This is a genomic window from Pseudomonas sp. ERMR1:02 (assembly GCF_002277815.1).
Lineage (GTDB): Bacteria > Pseudomonadota > Gammaproteobacteria > Pseudomonadales > Pseudomonadaceae > Aquipseudomonas.
Map to the genome: position 1 here is coordinate 76420 of NZ_NKJI01000005.1, position 21422 is coordinate 97841.

Annotated in this window: 16 protein-coding genes and 3 pseudogenes; 10 read left to right on the forward strand and 9 right to left on the reverse strand. The window is 59.9% G+C overall.

Annotated features, from left to right (window positions below; translation table 11 throughout):
- The first annotated feature begins 105 nt into the window (after positions 1-105).
- From CES87_RS11160 to CES87_RS11190, 7 genes and pseudogenes are all read left to right on the forward strand, one after another.
- Positions 106-686, forward strand: a pseudogene (locus CES87_RS11160) (alpha/beta hydrolase).
- 48 nt (positions 687-734) lie between these two features.
- Positions 735-1657, forward strand: a pseudogene (locus tag CES87_RS11165) (sigma 54-interacting transcriptional regulator).
- Between the two features lie 253 nt (positions 1658-1910).
- Entirely contained in the window at positions 1911-2693 is a 783-nt protein-coding gene (locus tag CES87_RS11170) for a MetQ/NlpA family ABC transporter substrate-binding protein (protein WP_128606153.1), read from the forward strand.
- Between the two features lie 566 nt (positions 2694-3259).
- Entirely contained in the window at positions 3260-3925 is a 666-nt protein-coding gene (locus tag CES87_RS11175) for an amino acid ABC transporter permease (protein WP_128606154.1), read from the forward strand.
- Positions 3906-4564 (forward strand): annotated as a pseudogene (locus tag CES87_RS11180) (amino acid ABC transporter permease). Before CES87_RS11175 ends, CES87_RS11180 begins: the two are co-directional and overlap by 20 nt.
- The gene (locus CES87_RS11185) at positions 4561-5343 is read left to right on the forward strand and encodes an amino acid ABC transporter ATP-binding protein (RefSeq protein WP_128606155.1); all 783 of its coding nucleotides are present in this window, start codon (positions 4561-4563) and stop codon (positions 5341-5343) included. The pseudogene CES87_RS11180 and the gene CES87_RS11185 overlap by 4 nt, the downstream one beginning before the upstream one ends.
- On the forward strand, positions 5340-6221 hold the full coding sequence (locus CES87_RS11190) for a transporter substrate-binding domain-containing protein (protein ID WP_128606156.1): 882 nt from the start codon (positions 5340-5342) through the stop codon (positions 6219-6221). Before CES87_RS11185 ends, CES87_RS11190 begins: the two co-directional genes overlap by 4 nt.
- Positions 6222-6367: 146 nt before the next feature.
- On the opposite strand, the gene CES87_RS11195 is transcribed toward CES87_RS11190, so the two are convergent.
- Positions 6368-7564, reverse strand: a complete 1197-nt coding sequence (locus CES87_RS11195; protein ID WP_128606157.1) for an AAA family ATPase — start codon at positions 7562-7564, stop codon at positions 6368-6370.
- A 280-nt stretch (positions 7565-7844) separates the two neighbouring features.
- Here CES87_RS11195 and CES87_RS11200 point away from each other — a divergent pair, with 280 nt between their 5' ends.
- Genes CES87_RS11200 through CES87_RS11210 form a run of 3 tightly spaced genes read left to right on the forward strand, consistent with a single transcriptional unit; the run spans position 7845 to position 13065 of the window.
- Positions 7845-8948, forward strand: a complete 1104-nt coding sequence (locus tag CES87_RS11200) for an efflux RND transporter periplasmic adaptor subunit (protein WP_128606158.1) — start codon at positions 7845-7847, stop codon at positions 8946-8948.
- Positions 8945-10012: an efflux RND transporter periplasmic adaptor subunit gene (locus tag CES87_RS11205; RefSeq protein WP_128606159.1), complete on the forward strand. Its 1068-nt coding sequence runs from the start codon at positions 8945-8947 to the stop codon at positions 10010-10012. Before CES87_RS11200 ends, CES87_RS11205 begins: the two co-directional genes overlap by 4 nt.
- The gene (locus tag CES87_RS11210) at positions 10009-13065 is read left to right on the forward strand and encodes an efflux RND transporter permease subunit (protein ID WP_128606160.1); all 3057 of its coding nucleotides are present in this window, start codon (positions 10009-10011) and stop codon (positions 13063-13065) included. The genes CES87_RS11205 and CES87_RS11210 overlap by 4 nt, the downstream gene beginning before the upstream one ends.
- Before the next feature lie 105 nt (positions 13066-13170).
- Here CES87_RS11210 and CES87_RS11215 read toward each other — a convergent pair whose 3' ends face one another.
- From CES87_RS11215 to CES87_RS11255, 8 genes are all read right to left on the reverse strand, one after another.
- Positions 13171-13800 carry a bifunctional 2-polyprenyl-6-hydroxyphenol methylase/3-demethylubiquinol 3-O-methyltransferase UbiG gene (locus tag CES87_RS11215; RefSeq protein ID WP_128606161.1) on the reverse strand — a complete coding sequence of 210 codons (630 nt, stop codon included), beginning with the start codon at positions 13798-13800 and terminating at the stop codon, positions 13171-13173.
- Positions 13801-13956: 156 nt separating this feature from the next.
- Positions 13957-14301, reverse strand: coding sequence for a DUF6124 family protein (locus tag CES87_RS11220; protein WP_128606162.1), 345 nt, complete (start codon positions 14299-14301; stop codon positions 13957-13959).
- Between the two features lie 475 nt (positions 14302-14776).
- Entirely contained in the window at positions 14777-15421 is a 645-nt protein-coding gene (locus CES87_RS11230) for a methionine ABC transporter permease (protein WP_008057629.1), read from the reverse strand.
- Complete coding sequence (locus CES87_RS11235) at positions 15411-16544, reverse strand: methionine ABC transporter ATP-binding protein (protein ID WP_128606163.1); 1134 nt, start codon at positions 16542-16544, stop codon at positions 15411-15413. Before CES87_RS11235 ends, CES87_RS11230 begins: the two co-directional genes overlap by 11 nt.
- Before the next feature lie 2 nt (positions 16545-16546).
- Entirely contained in the window at positions 16547-17356 is an 810-nt protein-coding gene (locus CES87_RS11240; protein WP_128606164.1) for a MetQ/NlpA family ABC transporter substrate-binding protein, read from the reverse strand.
- Positions 17357-17477: 121 nt separating this feature from the next.
- Positions 17478-18836, reverse strand: coding sequence for an LLM class flavin-dependent oxidoreductase (locus tag CES87_RS11245; protein WP_128606165.1), 1359 nt, complete (start codon positions 18834-18836; stop codon positions 17478-17480).
- Positions 18836-20029: an SfnB family sulfur acquisition oxidoreductase gene (locus CES87_RS11250; protein ID WP_128606166.1), complete on the reverse strand. Its 1194-nt coding sequence runs from the start codon at positions 20027-20029 to the stop codon at positions 18836-18838. Before CES87_RS11250 ends, CES87_RS11245 begins: the two co-directional genes overlap by 1 nt.
- A 37-nt stretch (positions 20030-20066) precedes the next feature.
- Positions 20067-21308: an SfnB family sulfur acquisition oxidoreductase gene (locus CES87_RS11255; RefSeq protein ID WP_128606167.1), complete on the reverse strand. Its 1242-nt coding sequence runs from the start codon at positions 21306-21308 to the stop codon at positions 20067-20069.
- Between the last annotated feature and the right edge of the window lie 114 nt (positions 21309-21422).

Sequence of the window (21422 nt, forward strand, 5' to 3'; positions counted from 1 at the left end):
CTCATATTCTTTATGGGTCTTAATAAATAGCTTCTTATTCCTTAACGAATATAACTCTCCTCCCTATACTCGACCGGTAACAGACACGCAGCAGGAGAGCTCCCCATGCGCAACGAATCAATTCGCTACCTGATTGTGCCGGGCTGGCAAGGATCGCCAGAAGATCATTGGCAAAGCCACTGGCAGAACAGTCTGCCGAACAGCGCACGGGTGGAGCAGGCCGACTGGCTGACGCCGCGTCGTGAAGACTGGGTCGCGGCGCTGGCCGAGGCGATTGCCGCCGACAGCACGCCGGTGATCCTGATTGCCCACAGCCTCGGTTGCATCACTGTCGCCCATTGGGCGACGACGGCGCCGTTGCCGTATTTGCGTCAGGTTCGCGGCGCCTTGCTGGTTGCGCCGGCAGACGTCGAGCGCCCGGCTTGTGCGCCAGCCCTGCGCAATTTCGCCCCGATTCCCACTGATCTGTTGCCGTTTCCAAGTCAGGTGGTCAGTTCCGACAACGACAGCGCCGTCAGCGCGCCGCGTGCACTGGAACTGGCGCGCAACTGGGGCGCGGAGGCAGGGATTCTGTCGGGAGCGGGGCACATCAACGTGAAGTCCGGTCACCAGCGCTGGGAGCAGGGTTTGCTTATCTCTATCGCCTGCAAAACCGCATGGAACACCACGCCCTGCGCCGCGCTTAAACTTTTTTAAACGCCCCCGTCTCCCGGCGGTTTGGGCGGGAGACTGCCATGAGCTTTGAAACCTTCGGTCAGCCGCTGCTGACTTTTCCCGACGCCGAAAAAGTCCCCTGAGCATCCGCGCCAAAGCGTTGGTGTTTGTCGATCCGCGCTCACGCCAGTTGCGCCAGGAGCTGGAGCAACTGGCACCGCGTTCGATTTCGGTGCTGATCCGTGGTGAGACCGGCACCGGCAAGGAGTTGCTGGCGCGGCATATCCATCGCGCCAGTGACCGCGGTGGCTTGTTCGTCTCGGTCAATTGCGGAGCGATTAGCCCGACTTACGCCGACGCCGAGTTGTTCGGTTATGCCGCAGGCAGCTATAGCAGCTCGGCCAGCAGTCGTGCCGGCTGGTTCGGTTCGGCTAACGGCGGCACGTTGTATCTGGACGAGATCGGCGACTTGCCGTTACCGATTCAGATCAAATTGCTCGCCGCTCTGGAAAACCACGAAGTCACCCGTGTCGGCGCTCACCAGCCGAGCCCGGTGGATGTGCGACTGGTCGCCGCCACCAGCATCGACCTGGCTCAGGCTGTCGCGGCGGGCAAATTTCATGAGCGGCTTTATCACTACCTCAGCGAAGGCCAGCTCGAACTCCCGGCACTGCGCGAGCGGGTGGGCGATATCCTGTCGTTGGCGGAGTACTTCCTCGGTATCTACAGCCAACGCCTGGACCTGTCGGTGCCGCTGATCAGCGAGGCCGCGCAACGGGTGCTGGAACGACACAGTTGGCCGGGCAATACCCGGGAGCTGGAAAACGTCATCCACTTTGCGTTGTTGGTCAGTACTGGCGATGAGATTCTGCCGGAGCATTTGAATTTGCCGAATGAAGGCCTGGGACAGATTGAACAGCAGCTCAAGCAGATTCTCACCAACGGTACCGACGCCGAACAAGAAGCCCTGAAACAGATACTTAAGGACGCTGGACTCCTGTAGGAGCGAGCTCGCTCGCGAAAAACCCGAGGGCGCCGCTGGGCATCTGGTTTCACGCGTCATTGTTCACGACCATCGCGAGCGAGCTCGCTCCTACAGCTGTATGAACAAAATGGAATATGAAAGTGAATAAAAGATATTGTTCGGGAATAAAAAATCCCGGTATTGTCCGCTTCACGCCAGCGATAGCACTTCACTGGCACTTTCATTTGTAGCCGTCGCCACAAGCGACCGTGATTTTCGATAAGGACACTGCATGAAAAAGGTTCTGTTGTTCACCGCACTGGCGGCTGCCCTGGCCGCGGGCATGGCCCAGGCTGGCGAGAAACTGGTGGTTGCGGCAACCCCGATTCCACACGCTGAAATTCTTGAACTGGTCAAACCAATCCTCGCCAAAGAAGGCGTGGACCTGGAAATCAAAGTCTTTACCGACTACGTTCAGCCGAACGTGCAGGTCGACCAGAAGCGTCTGGACGCCAACTACTTCCAGACCCTGCCGTACCTGAAAAGCTTCAACGAAGGCAAAGGCACTCACCTGGAAACCGTGATCGGCGTTCACGTTGAACCGTTCGGCGGCTACTCGAAGAAAGTCAAAACCCTGGCCGAGCTCAAAGACGGCGCGACCATTGCCATCCCTAACGAAGGCAGTAACAGCGGCCGTGCCCTGATCCTGCTGCAGAAGGCTGGCCTGATCGAGTTGAAAGACCCGAAAAACGCCCTGGCGACCCCGAAAGACATCGCCAAGAACCCGCACAACTTCAAGTTCAAGGAGCTTGAGTCCGCGATGTTGCCGCGTGTACTGGATCAGGTCGACCTGGACATGATCAACACCAACTACGCGCTGGAAGCGGGTCTGAACCCGGCTAAAGACGCGCTGGTGATCGAAGGTGCGGATTCGCCTTACGTGAACTTCCTGGTGGCCCGTCCGGACAACAAGGACAGCGTTGCCATCCAGAAGCTGGCCAAAGCCCTGACCAGCCCGGAAGTGAAAGCATTCATCGAGAAGAAGTACAGCGGCGCGGTACTGCCGGCGTTCTGATTCGCGAGGTAAACCCCTTCAAGGTTTCCAACGCCGACGGCTGATAAAGCGTCGGCGTTTTTTTATGATCGTTCCCACGCTCTGCGTGGGAATGCCTCAACGGACGCTCCGCGTTCGGCTCTGGATGGGACGCAGAGCGTCCCGGGCTGCATTCCCACGCAGAGCGTGGGAACGATCTACAGCAAAAGTACTCAGGTCCTTCTGGCCTTCAACGCCCTGCGCAACGCTACGAGCAACTTGAGGAGGTCCTGCGGATTAATCCGTCGCGGCACTTTCACGTCTGCCATTTTCTCTTCCTTGTGATGGTACGGCCGGGGAGTCTGGCCAAAAGCGGTCCGTCCTTGGAGGGGGCATGTAAAAAACAGATCCTTCCTACTGTGCAAGGAAAATAGCTGTCTTGCGCCGCCTCGGCAAATTCACCGGATAGTTTTTTGCGTGATATCAATATGCTTTAACGGTATTTAAATTATTGTTTTTATACCATTAAAGTCGGTGCTTGCCGGGCCGTTATCCATGGCCTGTGGACTGCGCCACCGTCGCTTACCGAGCGGCGTCCAGGATGTTCAATGAACTTCGATTACGCTTTTATCCTCAGCACCTTGCCGGCATTTCTCAAGGCCGTGGGCGTGACGCTGCAGGTCGGCCTGATCGCTATCTGTACTTCGCTGCTGGTGGCATTGATCAACGCGACGATTCTGGTATTTCGCACGCCTTACCTGCAACGACTAGTGGGGCTCTATGTAGAACTGGCGCGCAACACACCGCTGTTGATTCAACTGTTCTTCATCTACTTCGCCTTGCCGGTACTCGGCATCAAGGTCTCGGGTTTTGCCGCGGCGATCATCACCATGACCTTCCTTGGCGGTGCCTATCTCACTGAAGTGCTGCGCGCCGGCGTGGACGCCGTGCCCCAGGCACAACTGGAATCCGGTCGCTCCATTGGCCTCTCACACGGGCAGTTGCTGCGCTACGTGATCCTGCCGCAGGCCGGCATCCTCAGCCTGCCGTCGTTGTTCGCCAATTTCATTTTTCTGCTCAAGGAAACCACCGTGGTCTCGGCGGTGGCGGTGCCGGAGATCCTCTACACCACCAAGAGCTACATCGCGCTCTACTACAAAACCTACGAAATGCTCGCCGTGCTGACGCTGATCTGCGTGCTGCTGTTTCTGCCGCTGTCGCTGTTGCTCAGTCGTCTGGAAAGGAGGCTCCAGCATGGCCAGTTCGGGTCTTGAGTTGTTGTGGGTGTCGTTGCCGCAACTGGGCAAGGGCGCGCTGCAAACCCTGTCGATATCTTTCCTCAGCATCGCCACCAGCACCATTGGCGGCGTGCTCTACGGTGTATTGCGCACGCTGAATGTGAAGTGGCTGAACGCGATCCTGCGGGTCTATCTGGAACTGTTCCGGGCGATCCCGGTGCTGGTCTGGTTGTACTTGCTGTTCTTCGGCCTGCCGATCTTTTTGGCCTGAGCATCCCGAGCTTCTGGTGCGCGGTGCTGGTGCTGTCGCTATGGGGCGCCAGCGAGGTCGGCGAAGTGGTGCGCGGAGCCTTGCATTCTTTGCCCCGTGGGCAGCGTGAAGCCGGGTTGTCGATTGGTTTGGATGGCCCGCAACTCTATGGCTACGTGCTCTTGCCGCAGGCGCTGAAACGCATGACGCCGCCGACCATCAACGTCTACACGCGGATCATCAAGACCAGCTCCCTGGCCGTGCTGATCGGTGTAGTGGATGTGATCAAGGTCGGCCAGCAAATCATCGAGCGCACCTACGAATCAGTGCTGATCTACGGCGTGCTTTTCCTGTTTTTCTTTTTTATCTGCTACCCGTTGTCAGCCGCCTCGCGTGTGCTGGAGCGGCGCTGGACGCAAGCATGAGCGCATTGATCGAGTTCAAGGGGTTCAACAAATTCTTCGGCGAGCACCAGGTGCTTGATGGCATCGACCTGAGCGTGAAATCAGGTGAAGTGATCGTCATTCTCGGCCCCAGCGGCTGTGGCAAAAGCACCTTACTGCGCTGCCTCAACGGTCTGGAAGCCGCCCACAGCGGCAGCCTGAAATTTACCGGCCGCGAACTGTTGGACAAGTCCACCGACTGGCGCGAAGTGCGCCAGCAGATCGGCATGGTGTTCCAGAGTTATCACCTGTTCCCGCATATGAGCGTGCTCGACAATTTGCTGCTCGGTCCGCTCAAGGTGCAAAAACGCGATCGCCATGAAGCCCGTGCCCAGGCTGAAGCCTTGCTCGAACGCGTGGGCCTGGCGGACAAGCGCGATGCGTTTCCACGACAGCTTTCCGGTGGCCAGCAACAACGCATCGCCATCGTCCGTTCGCTGTGCATGAACCCCAAGGTCATGCTCTTCGATGAAGTCACCGCCGCCCTCGACCCGGAAATGGTCAAGGAAGTGCTGGAAGTCATTCAGGGCCTGGCCCGCGACGGCATGACCCTGTTGATCGTCACCCACGAAATGGCCTTCGCCCGCGCCGTGGCTGACCGCATTGTGTTCATGGATGCCGGGCGCATTCTTGAGCAAAACCCTCCCGAGATTTTCTTTACGAACCCGCAAACCGCACGAGCGCAGCAGTTCCTGGAGAAGTTCTCCTACGTCGCCGCACGATCCAAAACGACTCAAACCAAGGAACTGGAACTGCCATGAAAACTACCAAGTCTTCACTCTTGCTTATCCCGCTGCTGGGCCTTGCGCTGCTGGCCGGCTGCAACAAAACCGAAGAACCGGCCAAGCCGAAAGTCGCCAGCGAAAGCACCGCGCCGGCCAGCTACCTGGAAAAAATCAAGGCACGGGACAAGCTGATCGTGGGTGTGTTCACCGACAAGCCCCCGTTCGGCTTCGTCAATGAAGCCGGGCGTTATGTCGGCTTCGATACCGATATCGGCCGTCAATTCGCCAAGGATTTGCTGGGCGACGAAAACAAGGTCGAGTTTGTTGCCGTGGAGCCGGCAAGCCGAATACCGTTCCTGCAAAGCGACAAGGTCGATCTGATCCTGGCCAACATGACCGTCACCCCGGAGCGCAAGGAGGCGGTGGAATTCACCAACCCCAATCTCAAGGTTGCGGTACAAGCGCTGGTGCCTCAGGACAGCGCGGTGAAAAACCTCGATGACCTGGCGACCCGCACCACCATCGTCACCACCGGTACCACGGCCGACATCTGGCTGACCAAGAACCACCCGGACTGGAAACTGCTGAAGTTCGAGAAAAACTCCGAGTCCTTGCAGGCCTTGGCCAATGGTCGTGGCGATGCCTATGCCCAGGACAATCTGGTGCTGTTCAGCTGGGCCAAGCAGAACCCTGGCTACCGCGTGCTTGAGCAGAAGCTCGGCGCCGAAGCACCGATTGCGCCGGCCGTGAAGAAGGGCAACATCGAACTGCGCGACTGGGTCAATGCCGAGTTGGCGAAGCTGGGTGAGGACAAGTATTTGCTCAAGCTGTACGACCAGTATGTGCGCAAGGAACTGAGCGATGACACCAAGCCTGAGAGCGTGATTGTCGAGGGTGGGAAGTGGCAGGGTTGATCCAGTAGCCTCTGCGGCGGTCTCACTGCCGCATTCGCGAGCAAGCCCGCTCCCACATTAGTCCGCGTTCCTCTGGGCAACTCGGTCAACTGTGGGAGCGGCGGTGCGACGATTCGACTTGCTCGCGAAGCTTTCTCAGGCGCCGCTCAGTCCGGCCAGTACCACGCCGGCTCATCCAGCATCCGCTGCCCCACGATCCCGGTTTGCCCGAGGTTTTTCTCCAGCACGATGCAATTGCATTCCGGATCCTCCTGCAAGGCCGAAATCAATCGTCGGGCATGAGAAACCACCCACACCTGACACTGCTCCGACGCGCGAATAATCAATCGCGCCAATGCGGGCAACAGATCCGGATGCAGGCTGGTTTCCGGTTCGTTCAACACCATCAATGTTGGCGGCCGGGGCGTCAACAGCGCCGCCACCAGCAACAAATAACGCAACGTCCCGTCCGACAACTCAGCCGCCGACAGCGGGCGCAGCAATCCTTCCTGATAAAACTCGATAGTGAAGCGTCCGCCGGCCAGCGGCTCGATGTGCAGTCGTGCACCGGGAAAGGCGTCGGTGATTGCGGCCTGCAATGCCTCGGGGTCGCCGATTTCGATGATGGTCTGCAATGCCGCCGCCAGATCTCTCCCGTCGTGGTGCAGCACCGGCGTGCGGGTGCCCAGCTGTGGCTGACGCACTGGTGCGTCGGCGTCGCTGCGAAAGTGATCGTAGAAGCGCCAGCGACGGATGAACTCACGCATCTCCAGAACTTCCGGCGAGGTACGCAGGCTGCCGACCTGGTCGAACAGGCTGTCGAAATTCGGCGTGTGTTGAGCCAGCACGTCCCAGCCACGGTTGGCTCGGGCGCGGATCATCGGGCCGTCGCGATCCACTAGCAGGCTGGCCGGGCGGTAGAAAGGGCCGGACCAGAGGCATTCGCGCTTGATTTGCGGGTCGAGGCTGAAACGCGATGGAATGGGTGAAGTGTGTCCGGGCAACATGAAATGACCGTTGGATTCGGGTAGCCCCAGGCTGATCGAGTAGCTGAAGTCTTCCCCGGCAAACCCCAGCCGCAGGCGTTTTACACCCTGTCGCACAGTGGCCTGAATCGGCACTTCACCATTTCGCATGCGCCGCGTGATGGTTTCCGGACCGGCCCAGAAGGTCGAATCAAGCCCGCCCTCGCGGGCCAGCGCATTGACCACTCCGCCCTGAGCGGTTTCCGCCAGCAGGCGCAGCGCACGATAGAGGTTGGATTTGCCACTGCCGTTGGGGCCGGTGATCAGGTTCAGCCGACCCAGCGGAATCACCAGTTTGTTGATTGAGCGGTAGTTGGCGACTGCCAGGGTTTTGAGCATGAGTTTCTCACTGATCGTTCCCACGCTCTGCGTGGGAGTGCATCCCGTGACGCTTCGCGTCACAGTGGACGCAGAGCGTCCATGGCAACGTTCTCACGCAGAGCGTGGGAACGATCGAAAAAACGGCATCAAGATAACCGTGTATGAAAAATTACAATGTAGGAGTCTTCAATAATTGCTGTAGGGAGAATTTCCTATCAGCGTGGGCGAAGGCGGAACAGTGTTCTAAGATCACGGTCGTATCGTCACTGGCACGCCCGTACAACGCAAAGGAGTCTGCATGGTTGGTCCCGGATTGAAAATAGCGCTTGGCCTGAGCCTGTTGGCTTTGCTGACTGGCTGCGGCGAAGAGAAAACGGTTGAGAAGGAACGGCCACGGGTTTTCGTACAAGAAGTGAAGCCTGCCGATTATGCCGCCAGCGTCACCTTGACCGGCGATGTGCAGGCGCGGGTGCAGACCGAACTGTCGTTCCGCGTCGGCGGCAAGATCATCCAGCGTACGGTCGATGTCGGTGACCGGATCGCGGCCAAACAAGTACTCGCCCGGCTTGATCCCAAAGACCTGCAGACCAGCCTCGACTCGGCCCAGGCTCAAGTCGTCGCTGAGCAGGCCAAGGTCAACCAGAACGCCGCGTCTTTCGTGCGCCAGCAAAAACTGCTGCCCAAAGGCTACACCAGTCAAAGCGAATACGATTCCGCACAAGCCGCCTTGCGCAGCAGCCAGAGTTCGCTGGCGGCGGCCCAGGCGCAGTTGGCCAATGCCCGGGAGCAATTGAGTTACACCGCATTGATTTCCGATGCGCCGGGCGTGATCACCGCGCGTCAGGCGGAAGTCGGCCAGGTGGTACAGGCCACGGTGCCGATCTTCAGCCTGGCCCAGGATGGCGATCGCGACGCGGTGTTCAACGTCTACGAATCACTGCTGGCCGAACCGCCCGAGGACAGGCGGGTGGTGGTCAGCCTGCTCGATAACCCGGCGATCAAAACCACCGGCACCGTTCGCGAAATCACGCCGGCGGTCTCCGCGCAGACGGGCACGGTGCAGGTCAAAGTCACTCTCGACAGCTTGCCCCAAGGCATGCAGCTTGGTTCGGTGGTGAGTGCTACCGGCACCACCCGGGGCAAAGCCGCCGTGGAATTACCTTGGTCGGCGCTGACCAAAGACGTCAGCGATCCCGCCGTATGGCTGGTGGACGGGGAGGGCAAGGCACAACTGCACCCCGTCACCGTCGGCCGCTACCTGACCGGTAAAGTCATCATCAGCGCCGGTCTGAAAGGCGGCGAAAAAGTTGTCATCGCCGGCGGCCAGTTGTTGCACCCTGGCGTGACTGTAGAAATCGCCGAAAACACCTACAAGGAACTGGCCAAGGAGGCTCAGCCATGATGCGTCTGTTACTGGTGCTCGCCAGTGTGATGCTGGTGGCCTGCTCGAAAAAAGAGCCGCTGCCGGAGCCGGTACGTCCGGTGTTGTCGATCCTGGTCCAGGCGTTCGGCGAGGAAAACCTCGGGCGTTTTGCTGGCAATATCCAGGCGCGTTACGAAAGCAATGTCGGTTTCCGCGTGCCGGGACGCATTGCCAGCCGCAGCGTCGACGTCGGTGCTGAAGTCGAAAAAGGCGCCTTGCTCGCATCCCTGGATCCAACCGACCAACAGAACCAGTTGCGTTCGGCGCAGGGTAATCTGGCGAGTATCCAGGCGCAGTTCATCAACGCCCAGGCCACCGCGCGCCGGCAGCAGGATTTGTTCGATCGCGGCGTGGGCTCGCAGGCGCAACTCGACTCCGCGCAAACCGATCTGAAAACCACACAGGCATCCCTCGATCAGGCCCAAGCCGCGCTCAATCAGGCCAAGGATCAGCTCAACTACGTTGAATTGCGCGCAGACCACAAGGCCGTGGTCACCGCGTGGAATGCCGAGGCCGGGCAAGTCGTCACCGCCGGCCAGCAGGTGGTGACCCTGGCACAACCGGACATCAAGGAAGCGGTGATCGATCTGCCGGATACCCTGGTCGACCAGTTGCCCAGGGACGTGGAGTTCCAGGTCGCCTCGCAACTGAACCCGGATATCGCCACCACGGCCACAGTGCGGGAAGTCGAACCCCAGGCCGAAAGCACGACCCGTACCCGTCGCGCGCGCCTGACCCTGACCGATACACCGACCGCATTTCGCCTGGGGACGGCAATCAGCGTGACCTTGAGCTCCGCGATCAAACCGCGTGTCGAACTGCCCTTGACCGCATTGCAGGAGGTAGAAGGCAAAACCCGGGTCTGGGTCATTGATCCTCAGACGCAAACCGTGTCGCCACGGGATGTAAGCCTCGTCAGCCGCACCGACGGCAGCATGGTGCTGGCCTACGGTGTGAAGAACGGTGAACGTGTTGTCACTGCCGGTGTGAACAGCCTCAAACCGGGGCAGAAAGTGAAAGTCGATGAGGGCAGCGCGCAATGAAAGGGAGTTTCAATTTATCCGAATGGGCGCTCAAACATCAGTCGTTTGTCTGGTATTTGATGTTCGTGGCGCTGCTGATGGGCGTGTTCTCGTACATGAACCTGGGCCGCGAGGAAGACCCCTCGTTCACCATTAAAACCATGGTCATCCAGACCCGCTGGCCCGGTGCGACCCAGGAAGAAACCCTCAAGCAGGTCACGGACCGCATCGAGAAAAAACTCGAAGAACTCGATTCGCTCGACTACGTGAAAAGCTACACCCGCCCCGGCGAATCCACGGTTTACGTGAACTTGCGCGACACCACCAAAGCCGGGGACATTCCGGAAATCTGGTACCAGGTGCGCAAGAAAATCGGCGACATTCGCGGACAGTTTCCCCAGGGCATACAGGGGCCGTCGTTCAACGACGAATTCGGTGACGTGTTCGGTTCCGTCTACGCCTTCACCGCCGACGGCTTGTCGATGCGTCAGTTGCGTGACTATGTCGAGCAGGCCCGCGCCGAGATTCGTGATGTGCCGGGGCTGGGCAAGATCGAGATGGTCGGTCATCAGGATGAAGTCCTGTACCTGAATTTCTCCACGCGCAAACTGGCGGCGCTGGGTATTGATCAAGCACAGGTCGTGCAGAGTCTGCAAAAAGAGAACGCCGTGACCCCGGCCGGGGTGATCGAGGCTGGCCCGGAGCGCATCTCCGTTCGCACCTCCGGGCAGTTCGTTTCCGAAAAGGACCTGGCCAACGTCAACCTGCGGCTCAACGACCGCTTCTATCGCCTGGCCGATATCGCCGAGATCCGCCGTGGCTATGTCGACCCGATGACACCGGAGTTTCGCTTCAATGGTCAGCAGGCCATCGGCCTGGCAATCGCCATGCAGAAGGGCGGCAACATTCAGGTGTTCGGCAAGGCGCTGCACCAGCGCATCAATGAACTGACCGCTGACTTGCCGGTGGGCGTTGGCGTGCACAATGTGTCCGACCAGGCTGAAGTGGTGGAAGAGGCTGTCGGCGGCTTCACCAGTGCATTGTTTGAAGCGGTGGTGATCGTGCTGGTCGTCAGCTTCATCAGTCTCGGCGTGCGCGCCGGGCTGGTGGTGGCGTGTTCGATCCCGCTGGTGCTGGCGATGGTCTTTGTGTTCATGGAATACAGCGGCATCACCATGCAGCGGATTTCCCTTGGCGCGTTGATCATCGCCTTGGGCCTGTTGGTGGATGACGCGATGATCACCGTCGAGATGATGGTTTCGCGCCTGGAACTGGGCGATACCAAGGAGCAGGCCGCGACCTTTGCCTACACCTCGACGGCCTTCCCGATGCTCACCGGCACTCTTGTGACCGTCGCCGGTTTCGTCCCGATCGGTCTTAACGCCAGCTCTGCCGGCGAGTACACCTTCACCCTGTTTGCGGTGATAGCCGTGGCGATGATCGTCTCGTGGATTGTCGCGGTGCTGTTCGCCCCGGTCATCGGCGTGCACATCCTCAGCACCAAGGTGAAGCCGCATTCGGCGGAGCCGGGGCGTCTCGGTCGGGCGTTCAATGGTGGCTTGATGTGGAGCATGCGCAATCGCTGGTGGGCGATCGGCATCACCGTGTTGCTGTTCGTGCTGTCCGTATTGGGCATGGGTTTTGTGCAGAACCAGTTCTTCCCGTCCTCGGATCGTCCGGAAATCCTGGTGGATCTGAACCTGCCGCAAAACGCCTCCATCGACGAAACCCGCAAAGCCGTGGACAAGCTCGAAGCGACGCTCAAGGGCGACCCGGACATCGTGCGCTGGAGTACCTACATCGGTCAGGGCGCGATTCGTTTCTACCTGCCGCTCGACCAGCAATTGCAGAACCCGTACTACGCGCAACTGGTGATCGTCAGCAAAGGTTTCGAGTCACGCAAAGTGCTCAGCGATCGCCTGCGCGAACGCCTGCGCAAAGACTTCGTCGGTATCGGCAGTTACGTGCAAGCACTGGAAATGGGCCCGCCGGTGGGGCGGCCGATCCAGTATCGGGTCAGCGGCACAGACATTGATCAGGTGCGCAAGCACGCCATCGATCTGGCCAGCGAACTGGACAAGAGCCCGCACATCGGCGAGATCATTTTCGACTGGAACGAGCCGGGCAAAGTGCTGCGCATCGATATCGCCCAGGACAAGGCGCGTCAGCTCGGTCTGTCGTCCGAAGACGTGGCGAACTTGATGAACAGCATCGTCAGCGGCACGACGGTGACCCAGGTCGACGATGACATCTACCTGATCAATGTGGTCGGCCGCGCGGTGGATGCCGAGCGGGGTACGCCGCAAACCCTGCAAAACCTGCAGATCGTGACACCGAGCGGCACCTCGATTCCGCTGCTGGCGTTTGCCACCGTGCGCTACGAACTGGAGCAACCGCTGGTGTGGCGTCGCGACCGCAAGCCGACGGTAACCATCAAGGCCGCGACGCTTGGCGAGATTCAACCCACCGACCTGGTGGCCCTGCTCAAACCTGATATCGACAAGTTCGCTGCCGCTTTGCCGGTCGGTTACAAGGTCGCCACCGGCGGTACGGTGGAGGAAAGCAGCAAGGCCCAGGGGCCGATTGCCAAGGTTGTGCCGTTGATGCTGTTTTTGATGGCGACCTTCCTGATGATCCAGCTGCACAGCGTGCAGAAAATGTTCCTGGTCGCCAGCGTGGCGCCGCTGGGCTTGATCGGCGTGGTGCTGGCGCTGGTGCCGAGCGGAACGCCGATGGGCTTTGTGGCGATTCTGGGGATCCTGGCGCTGATCGGCATCATCATCCGCAACTCGGTGATTCTGGTGACCCAGATCGACGAGTTTGTTCACGCAGGCTCCTCACCGTGGGATGCCGTGGTGCAAGCCACCGAGCATCGTCGCCGGCCGATTCTGCTGACGGCGGCGGCAGCCAGTTTGGGCATGATCCCGATTGCCCGGGAAGTGTTCTGGGGGCCGATGGCCTACGCGATGATCGGCGGCATCATCATCGCCACCTTGCTGACGCTGCTGTTTTTGCCGGCGCTGTATGTGGCCTGGTACAAAATCCGCGAACCGAAGAAAGACGCAGTCTTGTGATCGTTCCCACGCTCCGCGTGGGAATGCCTCTCGGGACGCTCCGCGTCCCTGCGGCTGTGACGCAGAGCGTCACGGGCTGCATTCCCACGCAGAGCGTGGGAACGATCACTGCGCGCGACGCCAGACACTCGCCAACCAAGGCTGCTGCTCGCGCGGCAACCCCGCCGGCCGGTAGTAATGCTCCAGCTCCACAAACCCCGCTTCAGTCAGCAATTGCTGCCACGCCTGAAGATCGTGATACGCCCCATAACGCGGCCCATTCCAGCCTTCCTGATTTTCGCCACGGGGATTGGAACTGAACAACACCCCACCGGGTTTCAACGTCGCTCGCAGCTCCTGCAACACCCTCGGCAATTCCTGAAGCGGGATGTGAAACAGCACCGCATTGGCGAAAATCCCGTCGAAACGTTCAGCCGGCAGATCGAGCTTCAAGAAGTCCTGGTGCCAGACCTCGCAACCACTGTCCGCCCGCGCCATCTGCGCAAACTTTTCCGCACCGTCGAGGCCGACCGGCTTGTGGCCCATGCGAGTGAACGTTTGCAAATCACGCCCCGGTCCACAGCCAAAATCCAGAATATCGAACGGCGTCTCGCCCTGAATATGCCGCAACAGCGCATCGATGTTCTGGCTGACGTCGTGATCACGTGTCCCTTCGCGAAAACCCTCGGCCACCGAGTTGTAATGGCCCAGGGTGGTGGCGGTGATCTGGTCGAGGTCGGTGGGGGTCTGTTTCATGGTGGGCTGCGCAGGCAATAGGGATATGCCGAATATACGCCATGACGCCGGGGGCTGCTGCGCAGCCCATCGCGAGCAGGCTCACTCCCACATTGGACCGCATACCCCTGTAGGAGTGAGCCTGCTCGCGATGGCGGTGTTACTGACAACCAATGACTAACTGTGCTTCATCCCCAAACATTCAATGGAGTGATCCACCATAGCCTTGGCAATTTCCAGCAAATGCCAGATCGAATACACCATGGCCCTTTCGGCGCCCTTGAGGTGGTCGCCACACTGATAGGCGCTCACTGATGCACAGCGCAACAGGTCGGCCACATAGAGCTGGGTGTCTTCAAAACTCACGTCTTTGCTGACGTTGTAGAAACGCAATTCATCGGGTGGCGCGGGCTGATCGCCGGTGAGGTAGAAATCAATGGCGCGATAGAGCGCGGATCGATCCCTGAGCGGGTCTGCTGCGGTGGGTTCTTCGGAAGGTGGATCGGGAACTGATTTATCCATGAGTGTTACTCCTATTGCTGCATGGGAGCCATCACTTTTCGCCTACTAAACGATAGGGTGGTGGCTGTGCGCAGGTAGTAGGCCGGTCAATAGGAAAACCGGTGCATCCGAAGATGCCCCACGCACAGCTACCATTTCTGCATACGGCAAAAAATCGCCGAGCATGAGCATGGAGTTGCTATGCACCTATTGTCCGGGGCTACTAAACCCGATCACTGATGAGCAGTGACGGACCGAGACTAGCCACCGAATTCGGCAGGCGCAAGCGTGCGGAATAATCTAGGAAATGTCCTGCAAAGGAAAGGGATAGGGCCTTCGGAAGCACTGATTTTCCTGTACGAAATATCGCCAGGAACGCCACCTTCCTGTAGGAGCGAGCATGCTCGCGAAAAACCTGAGGGCGCCGTGGGGCATCAGGTTCCCCGCGTTATCGTTGACCTCCATCGCGAGCATGCTCGCTCCTACAGGTGGGGGGTTACCGTTTGTTGAGGCCCCGGGCCAAGCGATCGCCACCCAGCTGAATCACTGCCACCAACGCCACCAGCAGCACAATCACCGTCAACATGATCTGGCTGTCAAAGCGCTGATACCCATATCGATAAGCAATGTCGCCCAGTCCACCGGCGCCAATCGCACCGGCCATGGCCGACGAGTTGATCATCGTCACCAGGGTAATGGTGAACCCACCGACAATTCCCGGCAGCGCCTCAGGCAGCAACACATGCCAAACGATGTGCCCACGCCGGCAGCCCATGGCTTGCGCCGCTTCGATCAAGCCGTGATCAACCTCGCGCAAACTGACTTCGGCAATCCGCGCAAAGAACGGCGTGGCGGCGATGGTCAGCGGCACCACGGCCGCCCACACGCCGTATGTGGTGCCGACGATCAACCGGGTGAACGGAATCAGCGCGACCATCAGGATCAGAAACGGAATCGAACGAAACAGGTTAACGAACGCGCCCAGTGCGCGGTTCAGCGCCGGGGCTTCGTAGATGCCGCCCTTTGAGCTGGTGACCAGGATCACCGCCAGCGGAATGCCCGCCAGCAGTGCGATCAACGACGACACACCGACCATCAGGAACGTGTCGATAAAACCCTGCAGCAAGCGATCAAACCACATAGCCCAACACCTCTACCTGTTGCGCCCAGTGGCCGGCAAGCTGACGCAATTCTTCGGCGCCGAGGGACGAGCCGGTCACCGCCAGCAGCAATTGCCCCAGCGCATGGCCCTGAATCCGTTCCACACCACCTTGCAGCAATCGCACGCGGCCACCGAGGGCGCTGAACAGGGCGGCGATGTCGGGTTCGTTATGCGCGTCACCGGTGAATTGCAGACGCAGGACAACAGCGTTATCCAAGGACTGCGGTTGCGCCTGTAAACGGCTTTGCAGTTCGGGCGGCAAGGCATGCTGCAACGGCGCGAGCAAGGTCTTGCTGACCTCATGCTGCGGGTTGCCGAACACTTGCCACACCGGCCCCTGCTCGACAACGCGTCCGCGTTCAAGCACGACCACGCGATCGCAGATCTCGCGGATCACCGCCATTTCGTGGGTGATCAAAATGATGGTCAAACCCAGGCGCTGATTAATCTCGCGCAGCAGGCCGAGGATCGAGTGCGTAGTCTCCGGGTCCAGCGCCGAGGTGGCTTCGTCACAGAGTAGAATTGCCGGGTCGTGGACCAACGCGCGGGCGATGCCGACGCGCTGTTTCTGGCCCCCGGATAGCTGCGCCGGGTACGCTTTGTGCTTCGCTTCAAGGCCGACCAGTTCCAGCAGTTCACGGACTTTGCGGTCGCGCTGTTCCTTCGGTACACCGGCGACTTTCAACGGCAATTCGACGTTCTGCCAAACGGTCTTGGCCGACATCAGATTGAAGTGCTGGAAGATCATGCCGATGCGTCGACGCAGTTTTACCAGTCGGTCCTCATCGAACTCGCCGATGTCGACCTGATCGATCAACACCCGACCACTGCTCGGTTGTTCCAGGCGATTGATGGTGCGGATCAGCGACGATTTGCCAGCACCGCTGCGGCCGATGATGCCGAACACTTCACCGCGCTGGATCGCCAGGTCGATACCGTGCAGGGCGGCCACCGGGCCTTGCGAGCCTTCATAGGTTTTGCCCAGGCCGATGAAGCGCACGTGGGCACGGTTGAGCTCTGGATGCAGTTCCGTCTGTTCGGCATGCTCTTGGGTAGGACGGTGCTCTGGAATTTCCAGTCGCAGTTGGGTGGCTGCCGTCATGCTCAGCTTTCCCAACCGGCTTGATAGAGCTTGCCGTGAGCTTTATCCAATGCGGCGCGCACGGCGGGCGAATGCTGGTAGATGTCGACGAATTTGATCAGGCGCGGATCGGTTTTGCTCTTCGGCTGGATCACGAACTGAATCACGTATTCCTTGTGATCCAGACCGTCGAACAGCAGGGCCGAGCCGGCGTCGAAGGTCTTCGACAGACGGATATAGGCAGGGTAGCCCTGGACCAGATCGGCGTCGTCATAAGCGCGCACCAGTTGCACCGCTTCGACCTGAAGAATCTTGATTTTCTTCGGGTTGGCAATGATGTCTTCTTCGGTGGCCTTGTAGCCGACGCCCGGCTTGAGGGTGATCAAACCGGCCTTGGCGAGCAGCTGCAAACCACGACCGCTGTTGATCGGATCGTTGGCGATGGCGACGCTTGCGCCTTCTGGCAGCTCGTCGAAGCTTTTGTATTTCTTCGAATAGAGACCGACGTTGTTGATGATCCCTGGCGCGAACGGCACCAGGTCAAAACCGGCCGCAGCCTTGGCGTTTTCCAGGAACGGGATGTGCTGGAAGTAGTTCACGTCGATGTCGCCCGAGGCGAGGCTGACGTTCGGCGCGATCCAGTCGCTGAACTCCACCAGTTCGACTTTCAGGCCTTGCTTGCCGGCTTCTTCGACTGCCGCTTCCAGTGGAATGGCGAAGGCGGCGGTGGTTCCGATTTTCAGTGGCGCGTCGGCGGCGAAGGTGATGGAGCTGAAGAGGCCGAGGGCCAGGGCCAGTGCTTTGACTGGGTGAGAGAAGTAGGTCTTGGTCATGATAGTTATTCCAGTCAGTGCAAAAAATGTTTGGTGTTTGGGCGGGCCTCTTCGCGGGCAAGCCTCGCTCCTACAAGGGAATGCAGTGCTCTTGTAGGAGCGAGGCTTGCCCGCGAAGCTTTTAGCGGCGAAACGCGGAGCCGGTATGTTGCTCGGGCAAATGCGCCCCTTCGCGAAACAGCTTTTCCCGCAAGCTGCCCTCGTCATAAGCCGTCTTGTACGACCCTCGACGCTGCAACTGCGGAATCACCAGTTCAATGAAATCCACATAGCTTTCCGGTGTGACAATGCGCGTCAGGTTGAAGCCGTCGAGCCCGGTTTCGGCGATCCACGATTCCAGCTCATCCGCCACTTGCTCAGGCGAGCCGACCACGGTGATGTAGCGTCCGCCGAGGGCGTGTTGTTCGAGCAATTTGCGCCGGGTCCAGTCGTTGTTCTGCAAGTTTTTGGTGGCGGACTGGATGGCGTTGCTCTTCACGTACTGGATCGGTTCGTCGATCGCGTACTCGGAAAAATCGATGCCGGTGGACGCCGAGAAATGCGCCACCCCGGCCTCGGCACTGGCGTAGCTCAGGTACTCGGCGTGCTTGGCCCAGGCCAGCTCTTCGGTCGCGCCGACAATCACGTTCAAGCCCATGAACACTTTGATGTCCTCGGGGTTGCGCCCGGCCTCGACGGCACTGGCGCGGACCTTGTCCACCTGCACCTTGGTCGACGGTTTGTTCTGGCCGCTGATGAACACGCACTCGGCATGCCGCCCGGCGAACAGCAAGCCGCGCTCGGAACTGCCTGCCTGGAACAGCACCGGCGTGCGCTGCGGCGACGGCTCGCACAGGTGATAGCCCTCGACCTGATAGAACTCTCCCTTGTGCTCTACCTTGTGCACTTTTTCCGGTTGCGCGTAGATACGTTGCTGCGGATCGTTCAGCACTGCGCCGTTTTCCCAGCTGCCTTCCCAGAGTTTGTAGAGCACCTCCAGGTATTCGTCGGCCTGGTCGTAGCGGCGGTCGTGCTCGACCTGTTCGCTCAGGCCCATGGCCTTGGCGGCGCTGTCGAGGTAACCAGTGACGATGTTCCAGCCCACGCGACCGCGACTCAGATGATCGAGGGTCGACATGCGCCGAGCGAACAGGTACGGCGGCTCGTAGGTGAGGTTGGCGGTGAGGCCGAAGCCGAGGTTCTTTGTTACCGCCGCCATGGCCGACACCAGCAGCAGCGGGTCGTTGACCGGCAGCTGGATTGATTCTTTCAGCGGCACGTCCACCGAGTTCTGGTACACGTCGTAGACGCCGACAATGTCGGCGATGAACAAGCCGTCGAACAGCCCGCGCTCCAGCAACTGCGCCAGTTCGGTCCAGTATTCGATCGTCTTGTATTGGGTCGAGGTGTCCCGTGGATGCGTCCACAGGCCATGGTTGATGTGCCCGATGCAGTTCATGTTGAACGCGTTAAGCAGGATCTTCTTTTTAGCCACAGTCATCAGATGGTCCCCCGTAGTGGCGGGTTTTCATCGTTGAGGTAGTAGTTGCCGACGGCGTGATACTTCCAGCGCACCGGGTCGTGCAGCGTATGCACCCGAGCGTTGCGCCAGTGACGATCCAGGCCGTGCTCCCTCAGGGTCGCCTGGCTGCCCGCCAATTCGAACAGCGTGGTGCCGGCAGCGAGGGAAATCTCGGTGCTGATGGCCCGTGCTTCGGCGACGGCAATCGATGCGGCGGCAACGGTCTCGGCGTTGGTGTCGGCCTGGGCCTTGTCGAGGAATTCACCGGCGCGTTCGAGCAGTGCTTCGGTGGCGTGCAAGCGAATGCTCAGGTGTCCGAAGCTCTTGAGGGTCAGGGGATCTTCGGTGGCAATTTCATGGGTGGCGTCAATCCACGGGCGGGTTTTGGTGCGTACGAAGTGCAGCGCATCTTCATAGGCAGCGCGGGCGATGCCGGTGTCGATGGCGGCGTGGAGAATCTGCGCCAGCGGGCCGACCGGGGTCGGGCGCTCGAAGGCGGTTTGAAACGGGATCACGTCTTCGGCGGCCACGAAGACATCTTCGAACACCACCGAACCGCTGCCGGTGGTGCGCTGGCCGAAGCCGTTCCAGTCGTCGATCACCGTCAGGCCTTTGCTGTTGCTGGGGACGAATGCCAGTTGCTGCACACCGTTTTCATCGATCACCGAGGTCGGAATGCGCTGGGCGTAAATCGCGCCGGTGGCGTAAAACTTGCGGCCGTTGATGCGATAGCCGTCACCATCGCGTACAAGGCTGGTGACGCGGTCGTGGGCGGTTTTGGTGCCCAGTTCAGCCAGCGCATTACCGAAGCGCTGACCGGCCAGCACCTCGGCGTACAGGCGTTTTTTCTGTTCTTCGCTGCCGTTCACGCGCAGCACTTCCAGGGCATAAAAATGGTTCTGCGGGATCTGCCCCAGCGAGCCGTCAGCCTGTGAAATCAGGGCGATGACTTTGGCCAGCGTGACGTTGGAAACACCGGCGCCGCCATACTCCTTGGGCACGCTGATGCCCCAGAGGCCCGAACGGGAAAACACTTCCAGCTCCGGGTGTGGCAAACGGCGTTCGCGGTCACGCAGGGCGCTATCGCGTTTGAAATCTTCGGCCAGGTCGCTGGCGATGATCAGGGCTTGCTCATCGCTGGTGATGACCGCGACGGGGTGAGAAAAAGTCATGAGTTTCTCCTGAATCTGAAAATAAGAGCTCTGGTCGTTAAATCCAGGAGTGGCGAGCGGGCAGGGTGCCGTTCAAGTGATAGGCGCCGACCGCGTGATACTTCCAGCGCACCGGGTCGTGCAGGGTGTGCACCCGAGCGTTGCGCCAGTGACGGTCGAGGTTGAATTCGGCGAGGGTGGCGCGGCTGCCGGCCAGTTCGAAGAGCTTTTCGCTGGCCAGCAAAGAGATCTCCGTGGTCAGCACTTTGGCTTCGGCGACGGCAATCGAAGCACGGGCAGCGGACTCGGCGGTGAGCGGCGCGGCGCTGACCTGATCGAGCACTTGCCCGGCCTTGCGCAGCAGGGCTTCGGCGGCGTGCAGTTCGATTTTCAGTTTGCCGATGTCAGCGATCACATACAGGTCATCGCTGGCTCGTTCAACGTTGGCGTCAATCCATGGCCGAGCGCGGGTTTTCACGAACTCGATGGCGTCGTCGATGGCGCCCCGGGCGATGCCGGCGTCGATGGCCGCTTGAATCAGCTGCGAGACGGCGCCCTGGGTATTTGGTTTCTCGTTGATCTTCCAGTTGTCCACCACCAGCTCGGCGTCGACCCGCACGTTGTTGAGCAAAATCGTGCCGCTGGCGGTGGTGCGCTGACCGAAGCCGGACCAGTCGTCGACGATGCGCAGCCCCGGTGTGCCGCGACGGACGAAGGCCAACACTTGCTTGCCGTCGTCGTTGAGTGCCTTGACCGCAACCCAATGCGCGAACAGCGCACCGGTGGAATAGAACTTCTGCCCGTTGAGGATAAAACCGTCGCCATCGGCCGTGATCCGGGCCTTGAGTTCAAGGGTGTTTTTAGTGCCGCGTTCCGGCCCGGCATTACCGATCCTCCAGCCCTCGAGCACGCTTTTGAACAGCTGTTTTTTCTGCGATTCGGTGGCGCTGCCGAGCACCAGATTCAGAATGCCGAACTGGTTCTGCGGGATCTGCCCGAGTGCCGGGTCCGCGGCAGAAATGATTGCGAAAACCTCGGCCAGGGTGACGAACGAAACCTGTGGACCACCGTACTCGCGCGGGATGGCAATGCTGCCCAGGCCGCTGCGAGTGAACTGTTCGATTTCCGACCACGGCAGCTTGCGCTGCTGGTCGCGTTTGGCCGCTTGCAGGCGGGCGACTTGCGCCAGCTCATGGGCGGCCTTGATGGCTTGTGCGTCGTTGCGCAGCACTTGCGCAGGCAACAACAATGGGGCGATATCCAGATCACTCTGGACGATTGCATCTGCCAGACTGGACATCAGTGCCGCTCCTTGGCTGCACGCAATGCCCTGGCGATCTGCACTGGGGTGATTGTGTTCCGGACCATACCTACCTCACATCTTATGGAAGCGCCGCTTAGCGGCGAACGAAAA

Bases quoted from the DNA above. Each gene is read 5' to 3' on its own strand.
- CES87_RS11175 (WP_128606154.1), top strand. From the start codon at position 3,260: ATGAACTTCGATTACGCTTTTATCCTCAGCACCTTGCCGGCATTTCTC.
- CES87_RS11235 (WP_128606163.1), bottom strand. From the start codon at position 16,544: ATGACGGCAGCCACCCAACTGCGACTGGAAATTCCAGAGCACCGTCCT.
- CES87_RS11230 (WP_008057629.1), bottom strand. From the start codon at position 15,421: ATGTGGTTTGATCGCTTGCTGCAGGGTTTTATCGACACGTTCCTGATG.
- CES87_RS11250 (WP_128606166.1), bottom strand. From the start codon at position 20,029: ATGACTTTTTCTCACCCCGTCGCGGTCATCACCAGCGATGAGCAAGCC.
- CES87_RS11240 (WP_128606164.1), bottom strand. From the start codon at position 17,356: ATGACCAAGACCTACTTCTCTCACCCAGTCAAAGCACTGGCCCTGGCC.
- CES87_RS11210 (WP_128606160.1), top strand. From the start codon at position 10,009: ATGAAAGGGAGTTTCAATTTATCCGAATGGGCGCTCAAACATCAGTCG.
- CES87_RS11190 (WP_128606156.1), top strand. From the start codon at position 5,340: ATGAAAACTACCAAGTCTTCACTCTTGCTTATCCCGCTGCTGGGCCTT.
- CES87_RS11215 (WP_128606161.1), bottom strand. From the start codon at position 13,800: ATGAAACAGACCCCCACCGACCTCGACCAGATCACCGCCACCACCCTG.
- CES87_RS11185 (WP_128606155.1), top strand. From the start codon at position 4,561: ATGAGCGCATTGATCGAGTTCAAGGGGTTCAACAAATTCTTCGGCGAG.
- CES87_RS11170 (WP_128606153.1), top strand. From the start codon at position 1,911: ATGAAAAAGGTTCTGTTGTTCACCGCACTGGCGGCTGCCCTGGCCGCG.
- CES87_RS11245 (WP_128606165.1), bottom strand. From the start codon at position 18,836: ATGACTGTGGCTAAAAAGAAGATCCTGCTTAACGCGTTCAACATGAAC.
- CES87_RS11200 (WP_128606158.1), top strand. From the start codon at position 7,845: ATGGTTGGTCCCGGATTGAAAATAGCGCTTGGCCTGAGCCTGTTGGCT.
- CES87_RS11220 (WP_128606162.1), bottom strand. From the start codon at position 14,301: ATGGATAAATCAGTTCCCGATCCACCTTCCGAAGAACCCACCGCAGCA.
- CES87_RS11205 (WP_128606159.1), top strand. From the start codon at position 8,945: ATGATGCGTCTGTTACTGGTGCTCGCCAGTGTGATGCTGGTGGCCTGC.
- CES87_RS11255 (WP_128606167.1), bottom strand. From the start codon at position 21,308: ATGTCCAGTCTGGCAGATGCAATCGTCCAGAGTGATCTGGATATCGCC.
- CES87_RS11195 (WP_128606157.1), bottom strand. From the start codon at position 7,564: ATGCTCAAAACCCTGGCAGTCGCCAACTACCGCTCAATCAACAAACTG.